Annotated in this window: 17 protein-coding genes; 14 read left to right on the top strand and 3 right to left on the bottom strand. The window is 64.8% G+C overall.

Annotated features, from left to right (window positions below; genetic code table 11):
* Window positions 1-33 precede the first annotated feature (33 nt).
* The 4 genes from JAO75_RS09670 to JAO75_RS09685 all read left to right on the top strand — a co-directional run bounded on the left by JAO75_RS09670 (window position 34) and on the right by JAO75_RS09685 (window position 2,880).
* Complete coding sequence (locus JAO75_RS09670) at window positions 34-423, top strand: tautomerase family protein (RefSeq protein WP_199048668.1); 390 nt, start codon at window positions 34-36, stop codon at window positions 421-423.
* 4 nt (window positions 424-427) lie between these two features.
* On the top strand, window positions 428-1,864 hold the full coding sequence (gene lpdA / locus JAO75_RS09675; protein WP_199048670.1) for a dihydrolipoyl dehydrogenase: 1,437 nt from the start codon (window positions 428-430) through the stop codon (window positions 1,862-1,864).
* A gap of 172 nt (window positions 1,865-2,036) precedes the next feature.
* Window positions 2,037-2,363 (top strand): hypothetical protein, encoded by a 327-nt coding sequence (locus JAO75_RS09680; RefSeq protein WP_199048672.1) that lies wholly within the window; start codon window positions 2,037-2,039, stop codon window positions 2,361-2,363.
* A gap of 61 nt (window positions 2,364-2,424) precedes the next feature.
* Window positions 2,425-2,880 (top strand): GFA family protein, encoded by a 456-nt coding sequence (locus tag JAO75_RS09685; RefSeq protein ID WP_199048674.1) that lies wholly within the window; start codon window positions 2,425-2,427, stop codon window positions 2,878-2,880.
* A 28-nt stretch (window positions 2,881-2,908) separates the two neighbouring features.
* Here the strand turns inward: JAO75_RS09685 and JAO75_RS09690 are convergent, their stop codons facing one another.
* A complete protein-coding gene (locus tag JAO75_RS09690; protein WP_210340213.1) occupies window positions 2,909-4,864 on the bottom strand; it encodes a PAS domain S-box protein in 1,956 nt (651 codons plus the stop codon).
* A gap of 257 nt (window positions 4,865-5,121) precedes the next feature.
* Here JAO75_RS09690 and lipA point away from each other — a divergent pair, with 257 nt between their 5' ends.
* From lipA to JAO75_RS09710, 4 genes are read left to right on the top strand one after another with little or no spacing between them, the layout of a single operon-like run.
* Complete coding sequence (lipA, locus tag JAO75_RS09695; protein WP_199048677.1) at window positions 5,122-6,081, top strand: lipoyl synthase; 960 nt, start codon at window positions 5,122-5,124, stop codon at window positions 6,079-6,081.
* Between the two features lie 15 nt (window positions 6,082-6,096).
* Window positions 6,097-6,627 (top strand): P-loop NTPase family protein, encoded by a 531-nt coding sequence (locus tag JAO75_RS09700; RefSeq protein WP_199048678.1) that lies wholly within the window; start codon window positions 6,097-6,099, stop codon window positions 6,625-6,627.
* 29 nt (window positions 6,628-6,656) lie between these two features.
* Complete coding sequence (locus tag JAO75_RS09705) at window positions 6,657-7,166, top strand: P-loop NTPase family protein (protein ID WP_343234588.1); 510 nt, start codon at window positions 6,657-6,659, stop codon at window positions 7,164-7,166.
* A gap of 3 nt (window positions 7,167-7,169) precedes the next feature.
* Window positions 7,170-7,637, top strand: coding sequence for a type II toxin-antitoxin system RatA family toxin (locus JAO75_RS09710; protein WP_199048680.1), 468 nt, complete (start codon window positions 7,170-7,172; stop codon window positions 7,635-7,637).
* On the opposite strand, the gene JAO75_RS09715 is transcribed toward JAO75_RS09710, so the two are convergent.
* Window positions 7,638-8,126: a CinA family protein gene (locus JAO75_RS09715; protein WP_199048681.1), complete on the bottom strand. Its 489-nt coding sequence runs from the start codon at window positions 8,124-8,126 to the stop codon at window positions 7,638-7,640.
* Complete coding sequence (locus tag JAO75_RS09720; RefSeq protein ID WP_199048682.1) at window positions 8,123-9,316, bottom strand: bifunctional 2-C-methyl-D-erythritol 4-phosphate cytidylyltransferase/2-C-methyl-D-erythritol 2,4-cyclodiphosphate synthase; 1,194 nt, start codon at window positions 9,314-9,316, stop codon at window positions 8,123-8,125. Before JAO75_RS09720 ends, JAO75_RS09715 begins: the two co-directional genes overlap by 4 nt.
* Window positions 9,317-9,428: 112 nt before the next feature.
* On the opposite strand from JAO75_RS09720, the gene dusB reads away from it, so the two are divergent.
* The 6 genes from dusB (at window position 9,429) to hfq (ending at window position 17,233) form a co-directional block, all read left to right on the top strand.
* Complete coding sequence (gene dusB, locus JAO75_RS09725; protein ID WP_199048683.1) at window positions 9,429-10,448, top strand: tRNA dihydrouridine synthase DusB; 1,020 nt, start codon at window positions 9,429-9,431, stop codon at window positions 10,446-10,448.
* On the top strand, window positions 10,445-11,548 hold the full coding sequence (locus tag JAO75_RS09730; protein WP_199048685.1) for a two-component system sensor histidine kinase NtrB: 1,104 nt from the start codon (window positions 10,445-10,447) through the stop codon (window positions 11,546-11,548). The genes dusB and JAO75_RS09730 overlap by 4 nt, the downstream gene beginning before the upstream one ends.
* Before the next feature lie 9 nt (window positions 11,549-11,557).
* Complete coding sequence (gene ntrC, locus JAO75_RS09735; RefSeq protein WP_199048687.1) at window positions 11,558-13,024, top strand: nitrogen regulation protein NR(I); 1,467 nt, start codon at window positions 11,558-11,560, stop codon at window positions 13,022-13,024.
* Between the two features lie 100 nt (window positions 13,025-13,124).
* A complete protein-coding gene (locus JAO75_RS09740) occupies window positions 13,125-15,377 on the top strand; it encodes a sensor histidine kinase NtrY-like (protein ID WP_199048688.1) in 2,253 nt (750 codons plus the stop codon).
* Window positions 15,374-16,744, top strand: coding sequence for a nitrogen assimilation response regulator NtrX (gene ntrX / locus JAO75_RS09745; RefSeq protein ID WP_199048689.1), 1,371 nt, complete (start codon window positions 15,374-15,376; stop codon window positions 16,742-16,744). The genes JAO75_RS09740 and ntrX overlap by 4 nt, the downstream gene beginning before the upstream one ends.
* A gap of 234 nt (window positions 16,745-16,978) precedes the next feature.
* Entirely contained in the window at window positions 16,979-17,233 is a 255-nt protein-coding gene (hfq, locus tag JAO75_RS09750) for an RNA chaperone Hfq (RefSeq protein ID WP_009491222.1), read from the top strand.

The raw sequence follows: 17,233 nt of genomic DNA on the forward strand, positions 1-17,233 counted from the left end.
CGGCCATTCACTGCTGGCCGATAGGGAGGCTTCATGCCGCTCATCCGCATCTCGCTACGAAAGGGAAAGCCATCCGCCTATCGCAAGGCGCTGGCCGACGGGATCTATCTCGCTCTCCGTGAGACTTTCAACGTTCCAGAGGACGATCTCTTCGTCACCATCAGCGAGTATGAAGAGGATAACTTCTTCTATGGTGCGAACTATCTCGGCATTGAGCGAAGCGACGATCTCATCATCGTTCAGATCACCGTCAGCAACACACGGACGGTCGATCAAAAGAAGGCGCTCTTCCAGCGGATCACTGAAAGATTGGGCACCGAGCCCGGCCTACGCCCCGAAGATGTGTTCATCAACCTGATCGAAGTCGAAAAGGAAAACTGGTCCTTCGGTCACGGCATCGCGCAGTACGCGCAAGGGAATTGACACCATGGCAAACCAATACGACATCATCGTCATCGGCGGCGGGCCGGGGGGCTATGTGGCGGCGATCCGTGCGGCGCAGCTCGGGTTCAAGACTGCGGTCGTGGAGCGCGAGCATCTGGGCGGCATCTGCCTCAACTGGGGCTGCATCCCGACCAAGGCGCTTCTGCGCTCGGCCGAGATCTATCACTACATGGAGCACGCCAAGGATTACGGCCTCTCCGCACAAGGCATCGGTTTCGATGCAGCGGCCATCGTGCAGCGCTCGCGCGGCGTGTCGGGGCGGCTCAACGGCGGCGTCGGCATGCTGCTCAAGAAGAACAAGGTCGACGTGATCTGGGGCGAGGCCGCGATCTCCAAGCCCGGCGAGGTCGTGGTGTCGGCTCCCAAGAAGCCCGCCATGCAGCCGCAGAATCCGGTGCCGAAGGGCGTGCTGGAGCCCGGCACTTACTCCGCCAAGCACATTATCGTGGCCACCGGCGCGCGCCCGCGTGCGCTGCCCGGCATCGAGCCGGACGGCAAGCTGATCTGGACCTATTTCGAGGCCATGGTGCCGCCCGCCATGCCGAAGTCCCTGATCGTCATGGGCTCGGGCGCCATCGGCATCGAGTTCGCCTCCTTCTACCGCACCATGGGCGTGGAGGTGACGGTGGTCGAGGTGATGCCGCAGATCCTGCCCGTCGAAGATGCCGAGATTGCAGGTCTCGCCCGCAAGCGCTTCGAGAAGCAGGGGATGAAGATTCTCACCGGCGCCAAGGTGACGAAGGTGGAGAAGGGCGCGAACTCCATCACGGCCACCATCGACGATGGCAAGACCACGCAGACGATTACGGCGGAGCGGATGATCTCGGCGGTCGGCGTCGTCGGCAACATCGAGAATCTCGGCCTCGAGAAGGTCGGGGTGAAGATCGAGCGCGGCATCGTCGTGACCGACGGCCTGGGGCGCACCAACGTGCCCGGCATCTATGCCATCGGCGACGTGGCCGGCCCGCCCATGCTGGCGCACAAGGCCGAGCACGAGGGCGTGATCTGCGTCGAGACCATCAAGGGCCTGCACACCCATGCCATGGACAAGGCCAAGATCCCGGGCTGCACCTATTGCAACCCGCAGATTGCGTCGGTTGGCCTCACCGAGGCCAAGGCGAAGGAGCAGGGCTTCGACATCCGCGTCGGTCGCTTTCCCTTCATCGGCAACGGCAAGGCGATTGCGCTGGGCGAGCCCGAAGGTCTCGTGAAGACGATCTTCGACAAGAAGACCGGCCAGTTGCTGGGCGCGCATATGATCGGCGCGGAGGTGACCGAGCTGATCCAGGGCTATGTGATCGCCATGAACCTGGAGACCACGGAGGAGGAGCTGATCCACGCCGTGTTCCCCCATCCCACTCTCTCGGAGACCATGCACGAGAGCGTCATGGATGCGTATGGACGGGTGATCCATACCTGAGCAGGCGAGCATGTGGGGCGGTCTCTTCCTTCTCTGCCTCGCTTCGGCCGTTGCGGTATTCCTGATCTCCCGCAGGCTCAGCCGGCCTTCTCGCCGGCTGGGCTTTTCTTTTGCCCTCCTTCTGTCCGCGCTCTGCCTCCCGCTTGGTCTCGTGGCCGCCTTCGATGCTACGATGTGCTCATCGGAGACGACCGCCGAGGGGACGATTCCCGGCCGCGATCTGGTCTGGTCGATCGAACGCCAGGGCTGCGGTGCGACGACCGCGGGTGTCTATACGGTCCGTCTCGGTCCCCGTGCCTGGTGGCGTTATACGATCCTCACGGCCGACGCCTTCCCTGTCCCGCGTTCCGTCGAAGCGGCGGGAGACGATGCCGTGCGCATCGTCATCGATCCCGACAGTGCAGGCGAGGGCGCGCCGGCCGAAGGCCTGATCGTTCCCGTCACCGCGTCAGGGAAGCCGGAAGGGCCCCTGTCGTTCGACAGAGGTGTCAAGCAATAGACCGGCTTGACAGGGGATGTGCCCTGCGGGAGCGTTCGCAGAACCAGCCGCGGAGGATGCGATGGCAGATCGGGATCACGCACATAAAGGCGAATGCCGGTGTGGACGGGTGCGGTTTCAGGTCCGTGGCGCTCCCATTCTCACCATGGCGTGCCATTGCACGGGCTGCCAGCGCATGACCTCCAGCGCCTTTTCGCTGAGTTCCCTCTATCCGAGTTCCCACTTCGAGGTGACGGAGGGAGAGCCCGTGATCGGCGGCCTTCACGGCGCCACCCGGCACTTCTTCTGCCCGCATTGCATGAGCTGGCTGTTCACACGTCCGGAGGGGCTCGACGACTTCGTGAATGTCCGAGCGACGATGCTCGACGATGCGAGGGGCTTCACGCCCTTCATCGAGACCTACACCAGCGAGGCGCTGCCCTGGGCCAAAACGCCGGCGGCCCACAGCTTCGAGAAGTTCCCGCCTATGGAGCGCTACGCCGAGTTCGTCGAGGAGTTTGCGCGCGCTTCGGGCTGAACAAGCGCAGAGGATTAGCGGCCTCAGTTCAGTACTCGGGCACGAGCCGGTGCGAGATCAAAGGCACGTTGATCTCGCATTGAAGCCCTGTCGGGTCGAAGCTTAGATGGGCTCTTGCTTGACACTGGGCCGGCAGAATACGCTCGAGTAGGAACGAACCGAAGCCGCTGCGCTCCGGCTTTCCGACGGGAGGGCCATTCTGCTCCACCCACGTGAGATGGAGCTCCCTCTGGTCCTTCGCGGCAACAAGCTCCCATTGGACCGTGACGCACCCTTTGCGCACGGACAGGGCACCATATTGCGCCGCGTTCGCCGTCAGCTCGTGAAAAGCCATGCTCAGCGGGACCGCCAAGTCCGCCGAGAGACTCACATCGGGTCCCTCCAGCCTGAAGCGCTCATGCTGCTTCCCCCAGAAGGGCTGAAGCTCGCATTGCAGCATCTCCCTTAAGGGGGCCGTCTGCCAGTAATCCTCCGTCAGAAGGGTCTGCGTCTTGGCAAGGGCCGCAATCCGCGACGAGAAGGAACGGTTGAACTCCCGCGTGCTGGTTGTCGTGCGGGCCGTCGCGCCAGCCAGAGCCTGAACGACCGCAAGGGTGTTGCGCACCCGGTGGTGGAGCTCCCGAACCAGCAATGTCTGACGCTGCTCGAACCGTTTCCTCTCGTCGATATCCTGGATGACCCGGACGCTGTATCGAAATCCGCCCTGCTCGTCGAAAACCGCTGTCGACGATACGTTCAGCCAGACGCTCGAGCCATCCTTGCGGATCGAGCGCTTCTCCAGCGAATAGGTTTTCAGTTCGCCCGCGACCTGCCGGTCGTAGAGCGCACGCTCGGTATCGGAATCGTCGGGGTGCACCAGATCGAAGAGGCTCAGGTTCAGAAGCTCGCCTCGGGAGTATCCGGTAATGGCCAAGAGCCCCCTGTTGACGGTCAGAAACTGACCGGACGCATTGGTTTCGGCGATGCCGACGCCGGCATGCTCATGGGTTGCCCAGAGCCGCTCGCGGCTTTCCCGCTCAGCTCTCGTCTGCACGGCGCTTTCGACGGAGACCGACACGATCTGGGCAAGCTGGACAAGGATGGACTCATCGTCGGCGGTGAATTCACCGTTCTGCTTGTCCAGCAGCATGAGCACGCCCAGAGTGCCGCCTTGCGGCCCGGTGATCGGAACGGCAAGCACACCCGGCATTGCCGGGGAGGCAGCATCCCCGAAGTGCATATCCTGCAGCTCCGGATAGGCCCCGAGTTCGGCTTCGGTCAACCGAAGCGGGCGTCCGAGCTGGACCACATGGGAGTATATGCCGGCCCCGCTCTGGGCCAGGAAGGGCGCGGGATGGCCGCGGTACTTGTCCGAGACCGAGACCACCACAGGATCGCTCGGCCACAAGGCATAGGGCAGCGTGTGGGTCGCGGCCCAATGGGCGCCGATGATGAGGCGCGCCTGCTCCGTGATCTCATGAAAGATCGCCTCGGGAGCGTCCGTCGCGGCGATCCTCGTGGAAACCGCCGACAGTGCCTTCAACTGCTCCTGGTAGCGATGGGCCTTTGCCAAAAGGCCTTGCCGCTCCTGCTCGACCAGGATGCGGTCGGTGATGTCGTGGTGAGCCACGATGGCATAGGTATGGGCGTCATAATCGAGACGGGAAGCACGAAGCTGGAACCATCGCTTCTGCGTGGGGGAATGGCAGGGATACTCGAGCGAGAAGGCTGATTGACCCGCCAGCACGGATCGGATGCCGGTTGCCGCGGCCTTGGCGCAAGCCGCCTCGACCCCGACTGCGCGATCACAGATATCGAGGTAGTTCGTTCCCACATGCTGAACGTCCTCGCCGCTGCTGGCCCGGCCGAAATCACGCCAGGCCAGGTTGACGGCAATGATGGTGCCGGAGTGGTCGAGCACAGCCACCGGACCAGCCAAAGCATCCAGGACATGTTCAGCAGGCGGAACCGCCACGAATCCGTTCCGCTTCGACGTCCGGTTCATACGCTTGGGTCCCAATAACTTCATGAACAGGCTGGTAACGGGCATCAGGGGTTTCGGTTCAGGCAGAAGCTCGGAAGTTGCTGGTCGCGATGCTCTCCTGGAGCCCACGCAGACCGGAAGGAGCGCAGGGCGGCGGACGGAAAGCCTGAAAGGAAATCCTGCCCCGCAATCTGAGCATTTGCGATTGAGCCCCGGAAGCCTTAAATCAGGCGCATGTCAGCAAGGGCGAGATCCCTTCGCCCCAAAGGTTTAGCTTCATGGCCGTCGTTCTCGACCTTCTGAACAAGGATCAGCGCCCTCGCCACCCGGAAAAGGCGCATCGGCCGGACCAGCCGGTTCAGCAGCGCAAGCCCGAATGGATCCGCGTGAAGGCGCCCGGCTCGCCGAAATGGGCCGAGACGAACCGGATCGTGCGCGAGAACAAGCTCGTGACCGTCTGCGAGGAGGCCGGCTGCCCGAATATCGGCGAGTGCTGGGAGAAGAAGCACGCCACCTTCATGATCATGGGCGACACCTGCACCCGGGCCTGCGCCTTCTGCAACGTGAAGACCGGCCTGCCGCAGGCGCTCGACCCGAACGAGCCCGAGAGCGTGGCCAAGGCGGTGGAAAAGCTCGGCCTCGAGCACGTGGTCATCACCTCGGTGGATCGCGACGACTTGGCCGACGGCGGCGCGCAGCACTTCGCCGACGTGATCCACGCCATCCGGGCCCGTTCGCCGAAGACCACCATCGAGATCCTCACCCCCGACTTCCTCAGGAAACCGGGCGCGCTGGAGATCGTTGTCGCGGCCAAGCCCGATGTGTTCAACCACAATCTGGAAACGGTGCCGTCGAAGTACCTGAAGGTCCGGCCCGGCGCCCGCTATTTCCACTCCATCCGCCTGCTGCAGCAGGTCAAGGAGATGGACCCGACCATCTTCACCAAGTCCGGCATCATGGTGGGCCTCGGCGAGGAGCGGAACGAAGTGCTCCAGCTCATGGACGACCTGCGCTCGGCGGAGGTGGATTTCATGACCATCGGCCAGTATCTCCAGCCCACGAAGAAGCACCACCCGGTGATCCGCTTCGTGACGCCGGACGAGTTCAAGGCCTATGAAACCACCGCCTACGCCAAGGGTTTCCTCCTCGTCTCCTCGACCCCGCTGACGCGTTCCTCGCATCATGCAGGCGAGGATTTTGCCAAGCTGAAGGCGGCCCGTCTCGCGAAGCTCGGCTAACGAACCGGACGAGGCATGCAGCGCATTCTGGTCATCGGCAGCCCGGGCGCGGGCAAGAGCACCTTGGCGAGCCGCCTTAGCGATCAGCTTGGCTTACCCCTGATCCATCTGGATCGGGAGCATTGGTCCGCGGGCTGGGTCTCTCTGCCGAATGATCAATGGGCCGCCAGGGTTGCGGAACTGGCGGCGCGTCCGAGCTGGATCATCGATGGAAATTACGCCAACACGCTGGATGTTCGGCTCAACCGCGCGACGACCATCATTTGGCTCGACCTGCCGCGCTGGCTCTGCATGGCACGGATCATGAGGCGGGTTCTCACCTACCGGGGGCGGGTCCGCCCTGACATGGCGGAGGGATGTCCAGAGCGCCTGAACCTCGAATTCCTGCGCTATACATGGAATTTCTCCAGCCATAGCAGGCCGAAGAATGAGGGGCTCTTGAAGGGTCTGCGAAGTGATCAGGAACTCGTGGTTCTACGAACCCCGCGTGAGGTCGCAGACTTTCTGAACCGCCACCGTCAACGTGTTCTGGCTGTTTCAGCATGACCGGCTGGAACAGCAGCGAACGTATCTTGGTGATCGGTTCTCCGGGCGCGGGTAAGAGCACCCTGGCGAGCAGCCTTGCCAAGCGTCTAAGTTTGCCGCTGATCCATCTCGACCGGGAATACTTTGGCCCCGGCTGGACCACGCCCACCAAGCCCGAATGGCGCGAGCATGTGAAGGCGCTCGCCGCTCGCCCGGCCTGGGTCATGGAGGGGAACTACGCCAGCACCTTCGACATCCGCGTGCCCCGCGCCACAGCCATCGTCTGGCTCGATCTGCCGCGCTGGCAGTGCCTGGCCAGTGCCCTGTGGCGGGTCGCCAGGAACTATGGGCGCACACGGCCGGACCTGGGGCCCGGCTGCATCGAGCGCTTCGACCTCTCCTTCCTGCGCTGGATCTGGTCCTACCCCGACAAGATGCGACCGAAGACCGCCCGCATGCTGGAGCGCCTGCGTCCGGACCAGCGCGTTTACATCCTGCGTTCCCGATCCGACATTCCGGCCCTGGAGGCCGAGCTTGCAACCTTCAGAGAGGCCGCCTGAGCCATGCCGACCTTCCGCACCACCCGGCCCGTGAAGCATACGCCCGCTCAGATGTTCGCCCTCGTGGCCGATGTGGAGCGCTATCCGGAGTTCCTGCCCCTGTGCGAGGATCTGCGGGTCATGCGCCGGGTCCAGAGCGGGGAGGGCATCGAGATGCTCGTGGCCACCATGGCGGTGGGCTACAAGGCTATCCGGGAGAGCTTCACCACCCGGGTGACCCTGGACGATCCGCGCCGGAAGATCACCGTCGAGTACGTCGACGGGCCGTTCAAGTATCTGGAGAACCGCTGGACCTTCCGCGAAACCCCAGGCGGCTGCGATGTCGAGTTCTACATCAACTACGAGTTCAAGAGCTTCGCCCTCGGGCTCCTCATGGGCAGCGTCTTCGACAAGGCCTTCCGCAAGTTCACGGAGGCCTTCGAGGAGCGGGCGGACGAAATCTACGGCGTGCCCTCCCGGGCCCGCGCCTGATCAGCCGATCGCCCGTTCGAGAAGCGAGAGCGCATCCTCCACCGCCCGGCGGCGCACGCTCTCCCGCCCCAGATCGCCATAGCGGCGCTCCAGATGGATCGTCGGGGCCCCTTTTCGCGCCAGGCCGAAATGGACCAGCCCGACGGGCTTCGTGGCCGTTCCTCCGGTCGGCCCCGCAACGCCGGTAATCCCCACCGCCACATCGGCCTGCGAATGGGTGAGCGCTCCCTCGGCCATGGCCCGGGCCACCGGCTCGCTCACCGCTCCATGGGTGGCGATCAGGTCGGCAGGCACGCCGATCAGCTCCGTCTTGGCCTCGTTCGAATAGGTGACGAACCCGCGTTCAACCACGGCCGAGGAACCGGAGATCTCGGTCAGCAGAGCGGCCACCAGGCCGCCGGTGCAGGATTCGGCCGTGGCGATCTTCAGCCCTTTCTCGCGATAGGCATCGAGAAGGGCGGCAGCTCGGTCTCGCAGGTCCGGAATCATGGGCTCGCCTCCGGCAGGCGGATGGTTGCCGCCGCCTGGGCGGCGATGCCCTCGCTGCGGCCGGTGAACCCGAGCTTCTCAGTAGTGGTCGCCTTGAGCGAGACCTGATCGAGGCGGAGCCCGGCGATCTCGGCGATGCGCTGGCGCATCGCCTCGCGGTGCGGCCCCAATCGCGGCGCCTCGCACAGAAGCGTGGCGTCGAGGTGGTCGACGATGCCGCCGCGCTCCCGCACCAGGCCGACCGCATGGGCCAGGAACCGGTCCGAAGAGGCGCCGCGCCATTGCGGATCGCTCGGCGGGAAATGCGTGCCGATATCGCCGTCGGCGAGGGCGCCCAGAATGGCGTCGGTGAGGGCGTGCAGGATCACGTCGCCGTCCGAGTGGGCGATCACACCGCGGTCATGGGGCACCTTGATGCCGCCGAGCCAGACATGGTCGCCATCCCCGAAGGCATGGACGTCGAAGCCGGTGCCGAGCTTGGTGATATGCGCCATCGATGAACCTCTCAATCGCCGCTCGGCCTCCAGGAAGTCGGCCGGGTGTGTGAGCTTGATGTTGCCGCTCTCTCCCTCGAACACATGAACCGGCAGCCCGGCCCATTCCGCAAGAGCGCCATCGTCGGTGAAGTCATGAAGTCGTGCGGCTGCCGCCTTGCGGTGGGCATCGAGCAGCAAGCGGAAACGGAAGGCCTGCGGCGTCTGCACAGCCCTCAGGCTGCCCCGGTCAGGCGTTGAGACAACTTCCAACCGGCTGCCGATCACCTTGATGGTATCGGTCACCGGGGTTCCGGGAACGGCCGCATCCCGGACTCTCGCTGCCTCAATCGCCCTGTCGATGAGCTCCGGGCTCGCGAAGGGGCGGGCCGCATCGTGGACGAGGACGATCTCGGGCGCCGAAGCGGCCAGAGCCTCTAAGCCGTTCCGCACCGAATCCTGCCGCGTCTCACCGCCATTTACGCATGGCAGAAGTGCCGATTGGAGGGGTGCAAGGGCCGCGATGCTTGCCTCATAGAGGTCCCTGTCATCGGGATGGGTCACCACGAGGACATGGTCGATTCCGGGGTGCGAGAGAAAGCCGGCGAGCGTCCTGGCCAGGACCGGCCGGCCCTGGAGATCGCGGTACTGCTTCGGAATCCCTTCTCCCGCTCGCGATCCACGTCCTGCGGCAACGATGAGGGCGGCAACTGACATATCGGGAAGGCTCTCCGCAACAGGCACTCTCCTTAACGCGACAGGGAGGGAAGGCAAATACCCGCCCGGGAGAGCTTGCGCCTCGACGCGAATTGGCTATTAAATAGGCACAATGAGACTTGATCAAAAAATAGGCTGTTCTGGCTTCAGCATCGGGCCCGTGCAGGTTGAGTGCAATGCCGTGCTCGCCCCGCTGTCGGGTGTGACGGATGTCGCGTTCCGGCGCATCGCCAAGCGCCTGGGCGCCGGCCTCGTTATTTCCGAGATGGTGGCTTCCGACGAGCTGGTTCAAGGGTCCGAGGAGGCGCAGCTGCGGGCCGAGGGCGCGGGAATCGAGCCGCATGTCGTCCAGCTTGCCGGCTGCGAGCCCCGCTGGGTGGCGGAAGCCGCCCGCGTGGCCGAAGGGGCAGGGGCCCGCATCATCGACATCAACATGGGGTGCCCGGCCAAGCGCGTCATCGGTGGCTTTGCCGGGTCCGCGCTCATGCGCGATCTGGATCATGCGGCCCGCCTGATCGAGGCGACGGTGCGGGCGGCCAGCGTTCCCGTGACCGTGAAGATGCGGCTCGGCTGGGACCATCAGAACATCAATGCGCCGGATCTCGCCCGCAGGGCCGAGGCGCTGGGCGTCAAGGCAGTGACGGTCCACGGCCGCACCCGCCAGCAGTTCTACAAGGGACAGGCCGACTGGAGCGCCATCGCGCCCGTCGCGGCGGCGGTGAGCATTCCGGTGATCGCCAACGGCGACATCGGCTCCCTGGAGGAGGCGCGGCGCTGTCTCGCTGATTCCGGAGCCACGGCTGTCATGATCGGGCGCTCGGCCGTGGGACGCCCCTGGCTCGTCGGCCAGATCGGCGCGGCATTGCAAGGGCGCACGATTCCCGATCCGTCACCGGAAGAGATGACCGCCTTCGCCGTCGAGCATTACGAGGGGCTGCTCTCTCTCTACGGTGAGAGGACCGGCATCCGCCACGCGCGCAAGCATCTTGCGGCCTATGCGGATGTGGCGATGGCCTCCGGGTTCCAGGTGGCTCCGGGCGTCCGCATGGGGCTCGTCACCTCTGAGGAGCCGGGAACCGTGATCGCGCTGTTGCGCTCGCTTTACAGCTGCCTGGAGCGAGACGCGGCATGACGGCTCTTCCCATCAACGACCTGATCATGAACGCCCTGCCGATCCCGGTTCTCACGGTGGGGCCGGAACACAGGATCGCGCACGCCAACGCGGCGGCCGAGTCGTTCTTCGAGATGAGCCTGCGCATGATGCAGCGCCAGAAGCTCAGCGACCTGCTACCCTTCGGTTCGCCAGTGATGGCGCTGGTGGAGGACGTTCGCCACAGGGGCTCCAGCGTCAGCGAGCACCGGGTCGATATCGGCAGCCCGCGTCTGGGTGCCGAGCGCATCGTGGATGTCTCGGCCTGCCCCCTCGGAGACGACAGCGACAACGTGATCGTCATACTCCAGGAGCGGACGATCGCCGACAAGATGAACCGTCAGCTCACCCATCGCGGCGCGGCCCGGTCCATCACGGCCCTGGGGGCGCTTCTGGCGCACGAGATCAAGAATCCGCTCTCCGGCATCCGCGGCGCCGCCCAGTTGCTCGAGCAATCGGCGAACGAGGATGACCGGTTGCTGACGCGGCTCATCTGCGACGAGACCGACCGCATCGTGAAGCTCGTGGAGCGCATGGAGGTGTTCGGCGAGGAGCGGCCCGTGGAACGGGGACCCGTCAACATTCATGGCGTGCTCGACCATGTGAAGCGCCTGGCGCAGTCGGGGTTCGCCCGCCACATCCGCTTCGCCGAGAATTACGACCCCTCGCTCCCGCCGGTGCTCGGCAGCCGGGACCAGCTCATCCAGGTCATCCTGAACCTCGTCAAGAACGCCGCCGAGGCCGTCGGCATCGACGCGCCGGACGGGGAAATCGTTCTGTCGACGGCGTTCCGCACCGGTGTCAGGCTCCAGGTCCCCGGCTCGCAGGAGCGGGTGAGCCTACCCATCGAGCTGAGTGTCACGGATAACGGCCCCGGCATTCCGCCCGAGCTGATGAGCGACCTCTTCGACCCCTTCGTGACCACGAAGGTCCAGGGCAGCGGCCTCGGGCTCGCGCTGGTCGCCAAGATCGTGGGCGACCATGGCGGCATCGTCGAATGCGAGCCGGCGCCCCGGCGGACCACCTTTCGAATTCTCCTGCCCATGCACCGCGCCAACGACGGCCGCGGGGCCGATTTATAAGGCTGACCTATGCCGAGCGGACAGATTCTTCTCGCCGATGACGATGCCGCCATCCGGACCGTCCTCAACCAGGCCCTTTCGCGGGCGGGCTACGAGGTCCGTTCGTCGAGCAATGCAGCCACCCTCTGGCGCTGGGTATCTCAAGGGGAAGGCGATCTCGTCATCACCGACGTGATGATGCCTGACGAGAACGCCTTCGATCTCCTGCCGCGCATCAAGAAGATCCGACCGGAGCTGCCGATCATCGTCATGAGCGCGCAGAACACGTTCATGACCGCGATCAAGGCCTCGGAGCGCGGCGCCTACGAGTACCTGCCCAAGCCCTTCGACCTGAAAGAGCTGGTGGCGGTCGTCGGCCGGGCGCTCTCCCGCCCGCGCAGCGCACCCGGCGGCGCCCATGCGGTGCCGGAGAACGAGGACATCCCGCTGGTCGGACGCTCCCAGGCGATGCAGGAAATCTACCGCGCACTGGCCCGCCTCATGCCCACCGATCTTACCGTGATGATCACGGGCGAATCCGGCACGGGCAAGGAACTCGTCGCCAAGGCGCTCCACGATTACGGCAAGCGCCGGCAGGGTCCGTTCGTGGCCGTGAACATGGCCGCGATCCCGCGGGAGCTCATCGAATCCGAACTGTTCGGCCATGAGAAGGGCGCCTTTACCGGGGCGACCGCCCGCAGCACGGGTCGCTTCGAGCAGGCCGAAGGGGGCACGCTCTTCCTCGACGAGATCGGCGACATGCCCATGGAGGCGCAGACCCGTCTCCTGCGGGTTCTCCAACAGGGCGAATACACCACCGTCGGCGGGCGTGTGCCGATCAAGACCAATGTCCGCATCGTGGCGGCCACGAACAAGGACCTGCGCGTCCTCATCCAGCAGGGGCTCTTCCGGGAGGACCTGTATTTCCGCCTGAACGTGGTCCCGCTGCGGCTTCCTCCGCTTCGCGAACGCGTCGAGGACATTCCGGACCTTGTCCGCCACTTCTTCGTGTTGGTGGAGAAGGAGGGGCTCGGCCGCAAGCAGCTTGACGTGGAGGCCATGGACAGGCTGAAGCGCTACCGCTGGCCGGGCAATGTCCGCGAGCTGGAAAACCTGGTGCGGCGCCTCGCGGCACTCTACCCGCAGGACACCATCACCGGCGCCATCGTCGATGCGGAGCTCGATTCCCAGCCGCTCCTGCCGCCGCAGCCCGCCGGAAAGCCCGGTCAGACTGCGCTGCAGACGTCGGAAGGCTTGTCCGATGCCGTCGAGCGGCACCTGAGCGAGTACTTTTCCGGGTTCCGGGATTCGCTTCCGCCCCCCGGGCTCTATCACCGGATTCTGCGTGAGATCGAGGGGCCGCTGATCGGGGCCGCCTTGGCGGCGACACGGGGCAATCAGATCAGGGCGGCGGAACTCCTCGGGGTCAACCGCAATACCCTGCGCAAGAAGGTGCGGGACCTGGACCTCATGGTGGTGCGCTCGAACAGAGCCTGACGGGGCTGAGCTGTAATAATTTGACCACAGTGTTGTGTTGGTGCATCACCCCACGACAGGGTGCCGTTTCCAGGGCGCCCGAACTCGCGGGGCTTCTGTCTTGAACAGCCAGGACACCATTGCACAGCGTCAGGCGGCCGAGCCGTCCCAGACCGGCCTCGGCTGGCTGGGCTACGGAGCCGTTCTGTCGGCTCTGGCGTCGGCTCTCGCCACGTTCCTGATCCTCGCCGGCGCCACGCCCATCCTGCCGACCCACAACGTCGTCGTGTGGGTGTTCACGCTCAACGGCGTTCTTATCGCCGTCCTCCTCGGCATCGTGGCCTGGCAGACGCGCAAGCTCGTGCGGGAGCGCAGGGCAGGGGCAGCGGCCGCGGGCCTGCATGTGCGAATCGTCGGGCTCTTCAGCCTGGTGGCGGTCCTGCCGGCCATTCTCGTCGCCGGCGTTGCGACGGTGACGCTGGAACGCGGGCTGGATCCCTGGTTCACAGGCGCGCTCAAGGACCTCATGAACAACACGGTGTCTATTGCCCGCTCCTATCGGGAGATGCAGTGCCGGACACTCGCGCGCGAAACCCAGCTGATGGCAGCCGACCTCAACCGCGCCAAGGTTCTCTTCGATGCCGACCGCAACCTGTTCCGGGAGTTCATGAACTCCCGCGCGGTGTTCCTCGGTTTCCCGCTGGCCATGATCGTCGATCCGGACGGGACGGTGATCGAGCGGATCGAGGTGAAGAAGGTCAACAACATTCCCCCTCCGTCCGAGGTAGACCTGCAGGAGGCAAGCTCCCAGGAGGCTCTGTGTCTCTTCAACCGGGCGGGCGGCAACATCTTCCGCTCCGCCCTGAAGCTCGACGCCCATGGCGGCAGGGTGCTGTATGTGGCGCGTGAAGTGGATCCGCGCGCCATCGAGTTCCCGCAGGTCGCCGAGACCGGGGTGGCTTTCTACGAAGCGCTCGACCAGAAGAAGGCGGGCATCCAGATCGCCTTCGCGTCCATGTTCACGCTCATTGCTCTGATCGTTCTGCTCTCGGCAGTCTGGTTCGGGCTGAATTTCGCGAACCGCCTCGTGGCGCCGATCCGGCGCCTCATCCATGCGACGGACCAGGTGGCGACCGGCAACTTCTACGTCCAGGTTCCCGTCAAGCGGGGCGAAGGGGATCTCGGCCACCTGGGCGAGACCTTCAACAAGATGACCTCCGAGCTGCGGCGCCAGCATGACGGCCTCACCACGGCCAGCGAGCTGATGGATCGCCGCCGTCGATTCACCGAAGCGGTGCTTGCCGGCGTTTCGGCCGGGGTGATCGGCGTGAATGCCCGGGGGGTGATCACCATCGTCAATCCTTCGACGGAGGCCTTGCTTGGAGCCTCGCGGGAGGAGTTGCTCGGCAAGCCGATCACCTTGATCCTGCCCGAGGTCACGTCGCTCGTGGAAGAGATGAGCCATGGACGCCAGCGGCTGATGCAGCAGCAGATCCATATCGCGCGCCGGGGCAAGGAGCGCACGATCAACGTCCGGGTCACCAGCGAGCAGACGCGCAGCGAGAAGCGGGACCTCGTGATCACCCTCGACGACATCACGGATCTCGTCCTGGCGCAGCGGACCTCCGCCTGGGCGGACGTGGCGCGACGGATTGCGCACGAGATCAAGAACCCTCTGACGCCGATCCAGCTCTCGGCCGAGCGCATCCGCCGGAAATACGGCAAGGTGATCACCACGGACCGGGAGGTGTTCGACCAGTGCACGGACACCATCGTGCGGCAGGTCGACGACATCAAGCGCATGGTCGACGAGTTCGCATCCTTCGCCCGCATGCCCAAGCCGACCATCGGCAGCGAGGATCTGGCTGAGACGATCCGGCAGGTGGTTTTCATGATGAAGATCGCCCACCCCGAGATCGAGTTTGTCGATCAGGTGCCGCAAGGATCGCTTATGGCGCCGTTCGACCGCCGGCTCGTGTCTCAGGCCGTGACCAACATCGTCAAGAATGCGACGGAAGCCATTTCGGCGGTGCCGGAGGAGGAGAGAGGGCAGGGGCGGATCGCCATTCTTCTCGACGACACGCACCCGGAGTATCTGATTTTGGCCGTGACCGACAACGGCAAGGGCTTCCCGGTCGAAGGGCGGCAGCGCCTACTGGAGCCCTACATGACGACCCGCGAGGGTGGAACCGGCCTGGGGTTGCCGATCGTCGCGAAGATCCTGGAAGACCATGGGGGTGGCATGGAGCTGGCCGATAATCCCGCCGGACGGGGAGGGCAGGTCCGCATGTGGATCCCGAAGACGAAGCAGATGGCATCGGAGGAGACATCGGTCGCTTCCAGCCGCAACGACACTCGCAGGGCAAGCCTATGAGCGCTGATATTCTCGTCGTCGACGACGAAGTCGACATTCGCGAACTCGTGGCCGGCATCCTTGAGGATGAAGGGCACCGCACACGGACCGCCGGGACGTCGGACGACGCCCTTGCTGCTATCGAGACGCGGCGGCCCCACCTGGTTTTCCTCGATATTTGGCTGCAGGGAAGCCGCCTCGACGGCCTCCAGGTGCTGGAGATCATCAAGAGCCAGCATCCAGACTTGCCAGTCGTGATGATCTCGGGTCACGGCAACATCGAAACCGCCGTCTCGGCCATCAAGGCCGGCGCCTATGACTTCATCGAAAAGCCGTTCAAGGCGGACCGGCTCGTGCTCGTGGCCGAGCGGGCTCTCGAGGCGTCGAGATTGAAGCGCGAGGTGCGCGATCTGCGCTCGCGTTCGGTTCAAGCCAGCCGCATTGCCGGCAAGTCGATCGTGATCAACCAGCTTCGGCAGGCCGTCGAGCGCGCGGGCCCGACGAATGCCCGGATTCTCATCACCGGCGCGCCCGGGTCCGGTAAGGAGCTCACGGCCCGGACCGTGCACAGCCTCTCCACTCGCGCCAACGGTCCCTTCGTGGTCCTCTCGGCCGCCACCATCACGCCGGACACCATGGAGGCCGAGCTGTTCGGCACGGAAGGCGGGGCGGATGGGGGGCGCCGCGTCGGCGCGCTCGAGGAGGCCCATGGCGGCACCCTCTACATCGATGAGATCGCCGACATGCCGCGGGAGACGCAGAACCGCATCCTGCGCGTTCTCGTCGATCAGAACTTCCAGCGCGTCGGCGGAACGACGCGGGTCCATGTGGATGTCCGTATCGTCTCGTCATCGAGCCGCGACCTGCCGGCCGAAATCGCCGCCGGCCGGTTCCGCGAGGATCTGTTCCACCGCCTCGGCGTCATTCCGATCCGAGTGCCGTCCCTGGCCGAGCGTCGGGAGGATGTGCCGGAACTCATCGAGTTCTTCATGGAGCAGATCTCGTCGACCACGGGCCTGCCGAAGAGGCGGATCGCCGAGGATGCCATGGCGGTGCTGCAGTCGCATGACTGGCCCGGCAACGTGCGCCAGCTGAGGAACAACGTCGAGCGCCTGATGATCCTCGTCTCGGGAGATCCCGATGCAGAGATCACCGCCGACATGCTGCCTTCCGAGATCGGTGCGCTCGTTCCGAGCACGCCGGGCGGGGCAGGGGGCGAAAAGCTCATGAGCCTGCCGCTCCGCGACGCCCGCGAGATCTTTGAGCGGGAATACCTTCTGGCGCAGATCGCCCGGTTCAGCGGCAACATCTCCCGCACGGCGGAGTTCATCGGCATGGAGCGTTCAGCCCTGCACCGGAAGCTGAAATCCCTCGGCATCGGCGGCTGACACCCGCCGCAGATGCTCCTCAATCACCTGGCGCCTTCGCAAAGCCGGAACGAAAACCTACCAATCCACGGGAAAATGCACTCCGACGAGGTAGAACCGTTGCGTCCCCCTTGCCGAACGCGGCTGTTCGCCCTGTAATAAGAACGCCGGTCACCGACCGCACGAAAGCGGACAACCATATCCAGGCGGCCCCATAGCCAAGACCGGCGGCGATGGGCTGGCGAGGCAACTTCCATGGCGGGCGATCGCGCGCAGAATCTTCAGGACACATTCCTCAACTACGTCCGGAAGCAGAAAATACCCCTGACGATCTTTCTTGTGAACGGAGTGAAGCTCCAGGGCGTCGTCACCTGGTTCGACAATTTCTGCGTCCTGCTGCGCAGGGATGGTCACTCCCAGCTGGTTTACAAACACGCTATTTCCACCATCATGCCAGGCCAGCCCGTCCAGTTGTTCGATCAGATCGACGAGGCTGGTGAGAAGGCCTGA

Origin of the sequence: Microvirga splendida, from assembly GCF_016427565.1 — a bacterium.
In the GTDB taxonomy this organism is placed as follows: Bacteria; Pseudomonadota; Alphaproteobacteria; order Rhizobiales; family Beijerinckiaceae; genus Microvirga; species Microvirga splendida.

What these genes read in the sequence shown, in the direction of transcription:
- JAO75_RS09670 (WP_199048668.1), top strand. Translation starts at nt 34, where the DNA reads ATGCCGCTCATCCGCATCTCGCTACGAAAGGGAAAGCCATCCGCCTAT.
- lpdA (WP_199048670.1), top strand. Translation starts at nt 428, where the DNA reads ATGGCAAACCAATACGACATCATCGTCATCGGCGGCGGGCCGGGGGGC.
- JAO75_RS09680 (WP_199048672.1), top strand. Translation starts at nt 2,037, where the DNA reads ATGTGCTCATCGGAGACGACCGCCGAGGGGACGATTCCCGGCCGCGAT.
- JAO75_RS09685 (WP_199048674.1), top strand. Translation starts at nt 2,425, where the DNA reads ATGGCAGATCGGGATCACGCACATAAAGGCGAATGCCGGTGTGGACGG.
- JAO75_RS09690 (WP_210340213.1), bottom strand. Translation starts at nt 4,864, where the DNA reads ATGAACCGGACGTCGAAGCGGAACGGATTCGTGGCGGTTCCGCCTGCT.
- lipA (WP_199048677.1), top strand. Translation starts at nt 5,122, where the DNA reads ATGGCCGTCGTTCTCGACCTTCTGAACAAGGATCAGCGCCCTCGCCAC.
- JAO75_RS09700 (WP_199048678.1), top strand. Translation starts at nt 6,097, where the DNA reads ATGCAGCGCATTCTGGTCATCGGCAGCCCGGGCGCGGGCAAGAGCACC.
- JAO75_RS09710 (WP_199048680.1), top strand. Translation starts at nt 7,170, where the DNA reads ATGCCGACCTTCCGCACCACCCGGCCCGTGAAGCATACGCCCGCTCAG.
- JAO75_RS09715 (WP_199048681.1), bottom strand. Translation starts at nt 8,126, where the DNA reads ATGATTCCGGACCTGCGAGACCGAGCTGCCGCCCTTCTCGATGCCTAT.
- JAO75_RS09720 (WP_199048682.1), bottom strand. Translation starts at nt 9,316, where the DNA reads ATGTCAGTTGCCGCCCTCATCGTTGCCGCAGGACGTGGATCGCGAGCG.
- dusB (WP_199048683.1), top strand. Translation starts at nt 9,429, where the DNA reads ATGAGACTTGATCAAAAAATAGGCTGTTCTGGCTTCAGCATCGGGCCC.
- JAO75_RS09730 (WP_199048685.1), top strand. Translation starts at nt 10,445, where the DNA reads ATGACGGCTCTTCCCATCAACGACCTGATCATGAACGCCCTGCCGATC.
- ntrC (WP_199048687.1), top strand. Translation starts at nt 11,558, where the DNA reads ATGCCGAGCGGACAGATTCTTCTCGCCGATGACGATGCCGCCATCCGG.
- ntrX (WP_199048689.1), top strand. Translation starts at nt 15,374, where the DNA reads ATGAGCGCTGATATTCTCGTCGTCGACGACGAAGTCGACATTCGCGAA.
- hfq (WP_009491222.1), top strand. Translation starts at nt 16,979, where the DNA reads ATGGCGGGCGATCGCGCGCAGAATCTTCAGGACACATTCCTCAACTAC.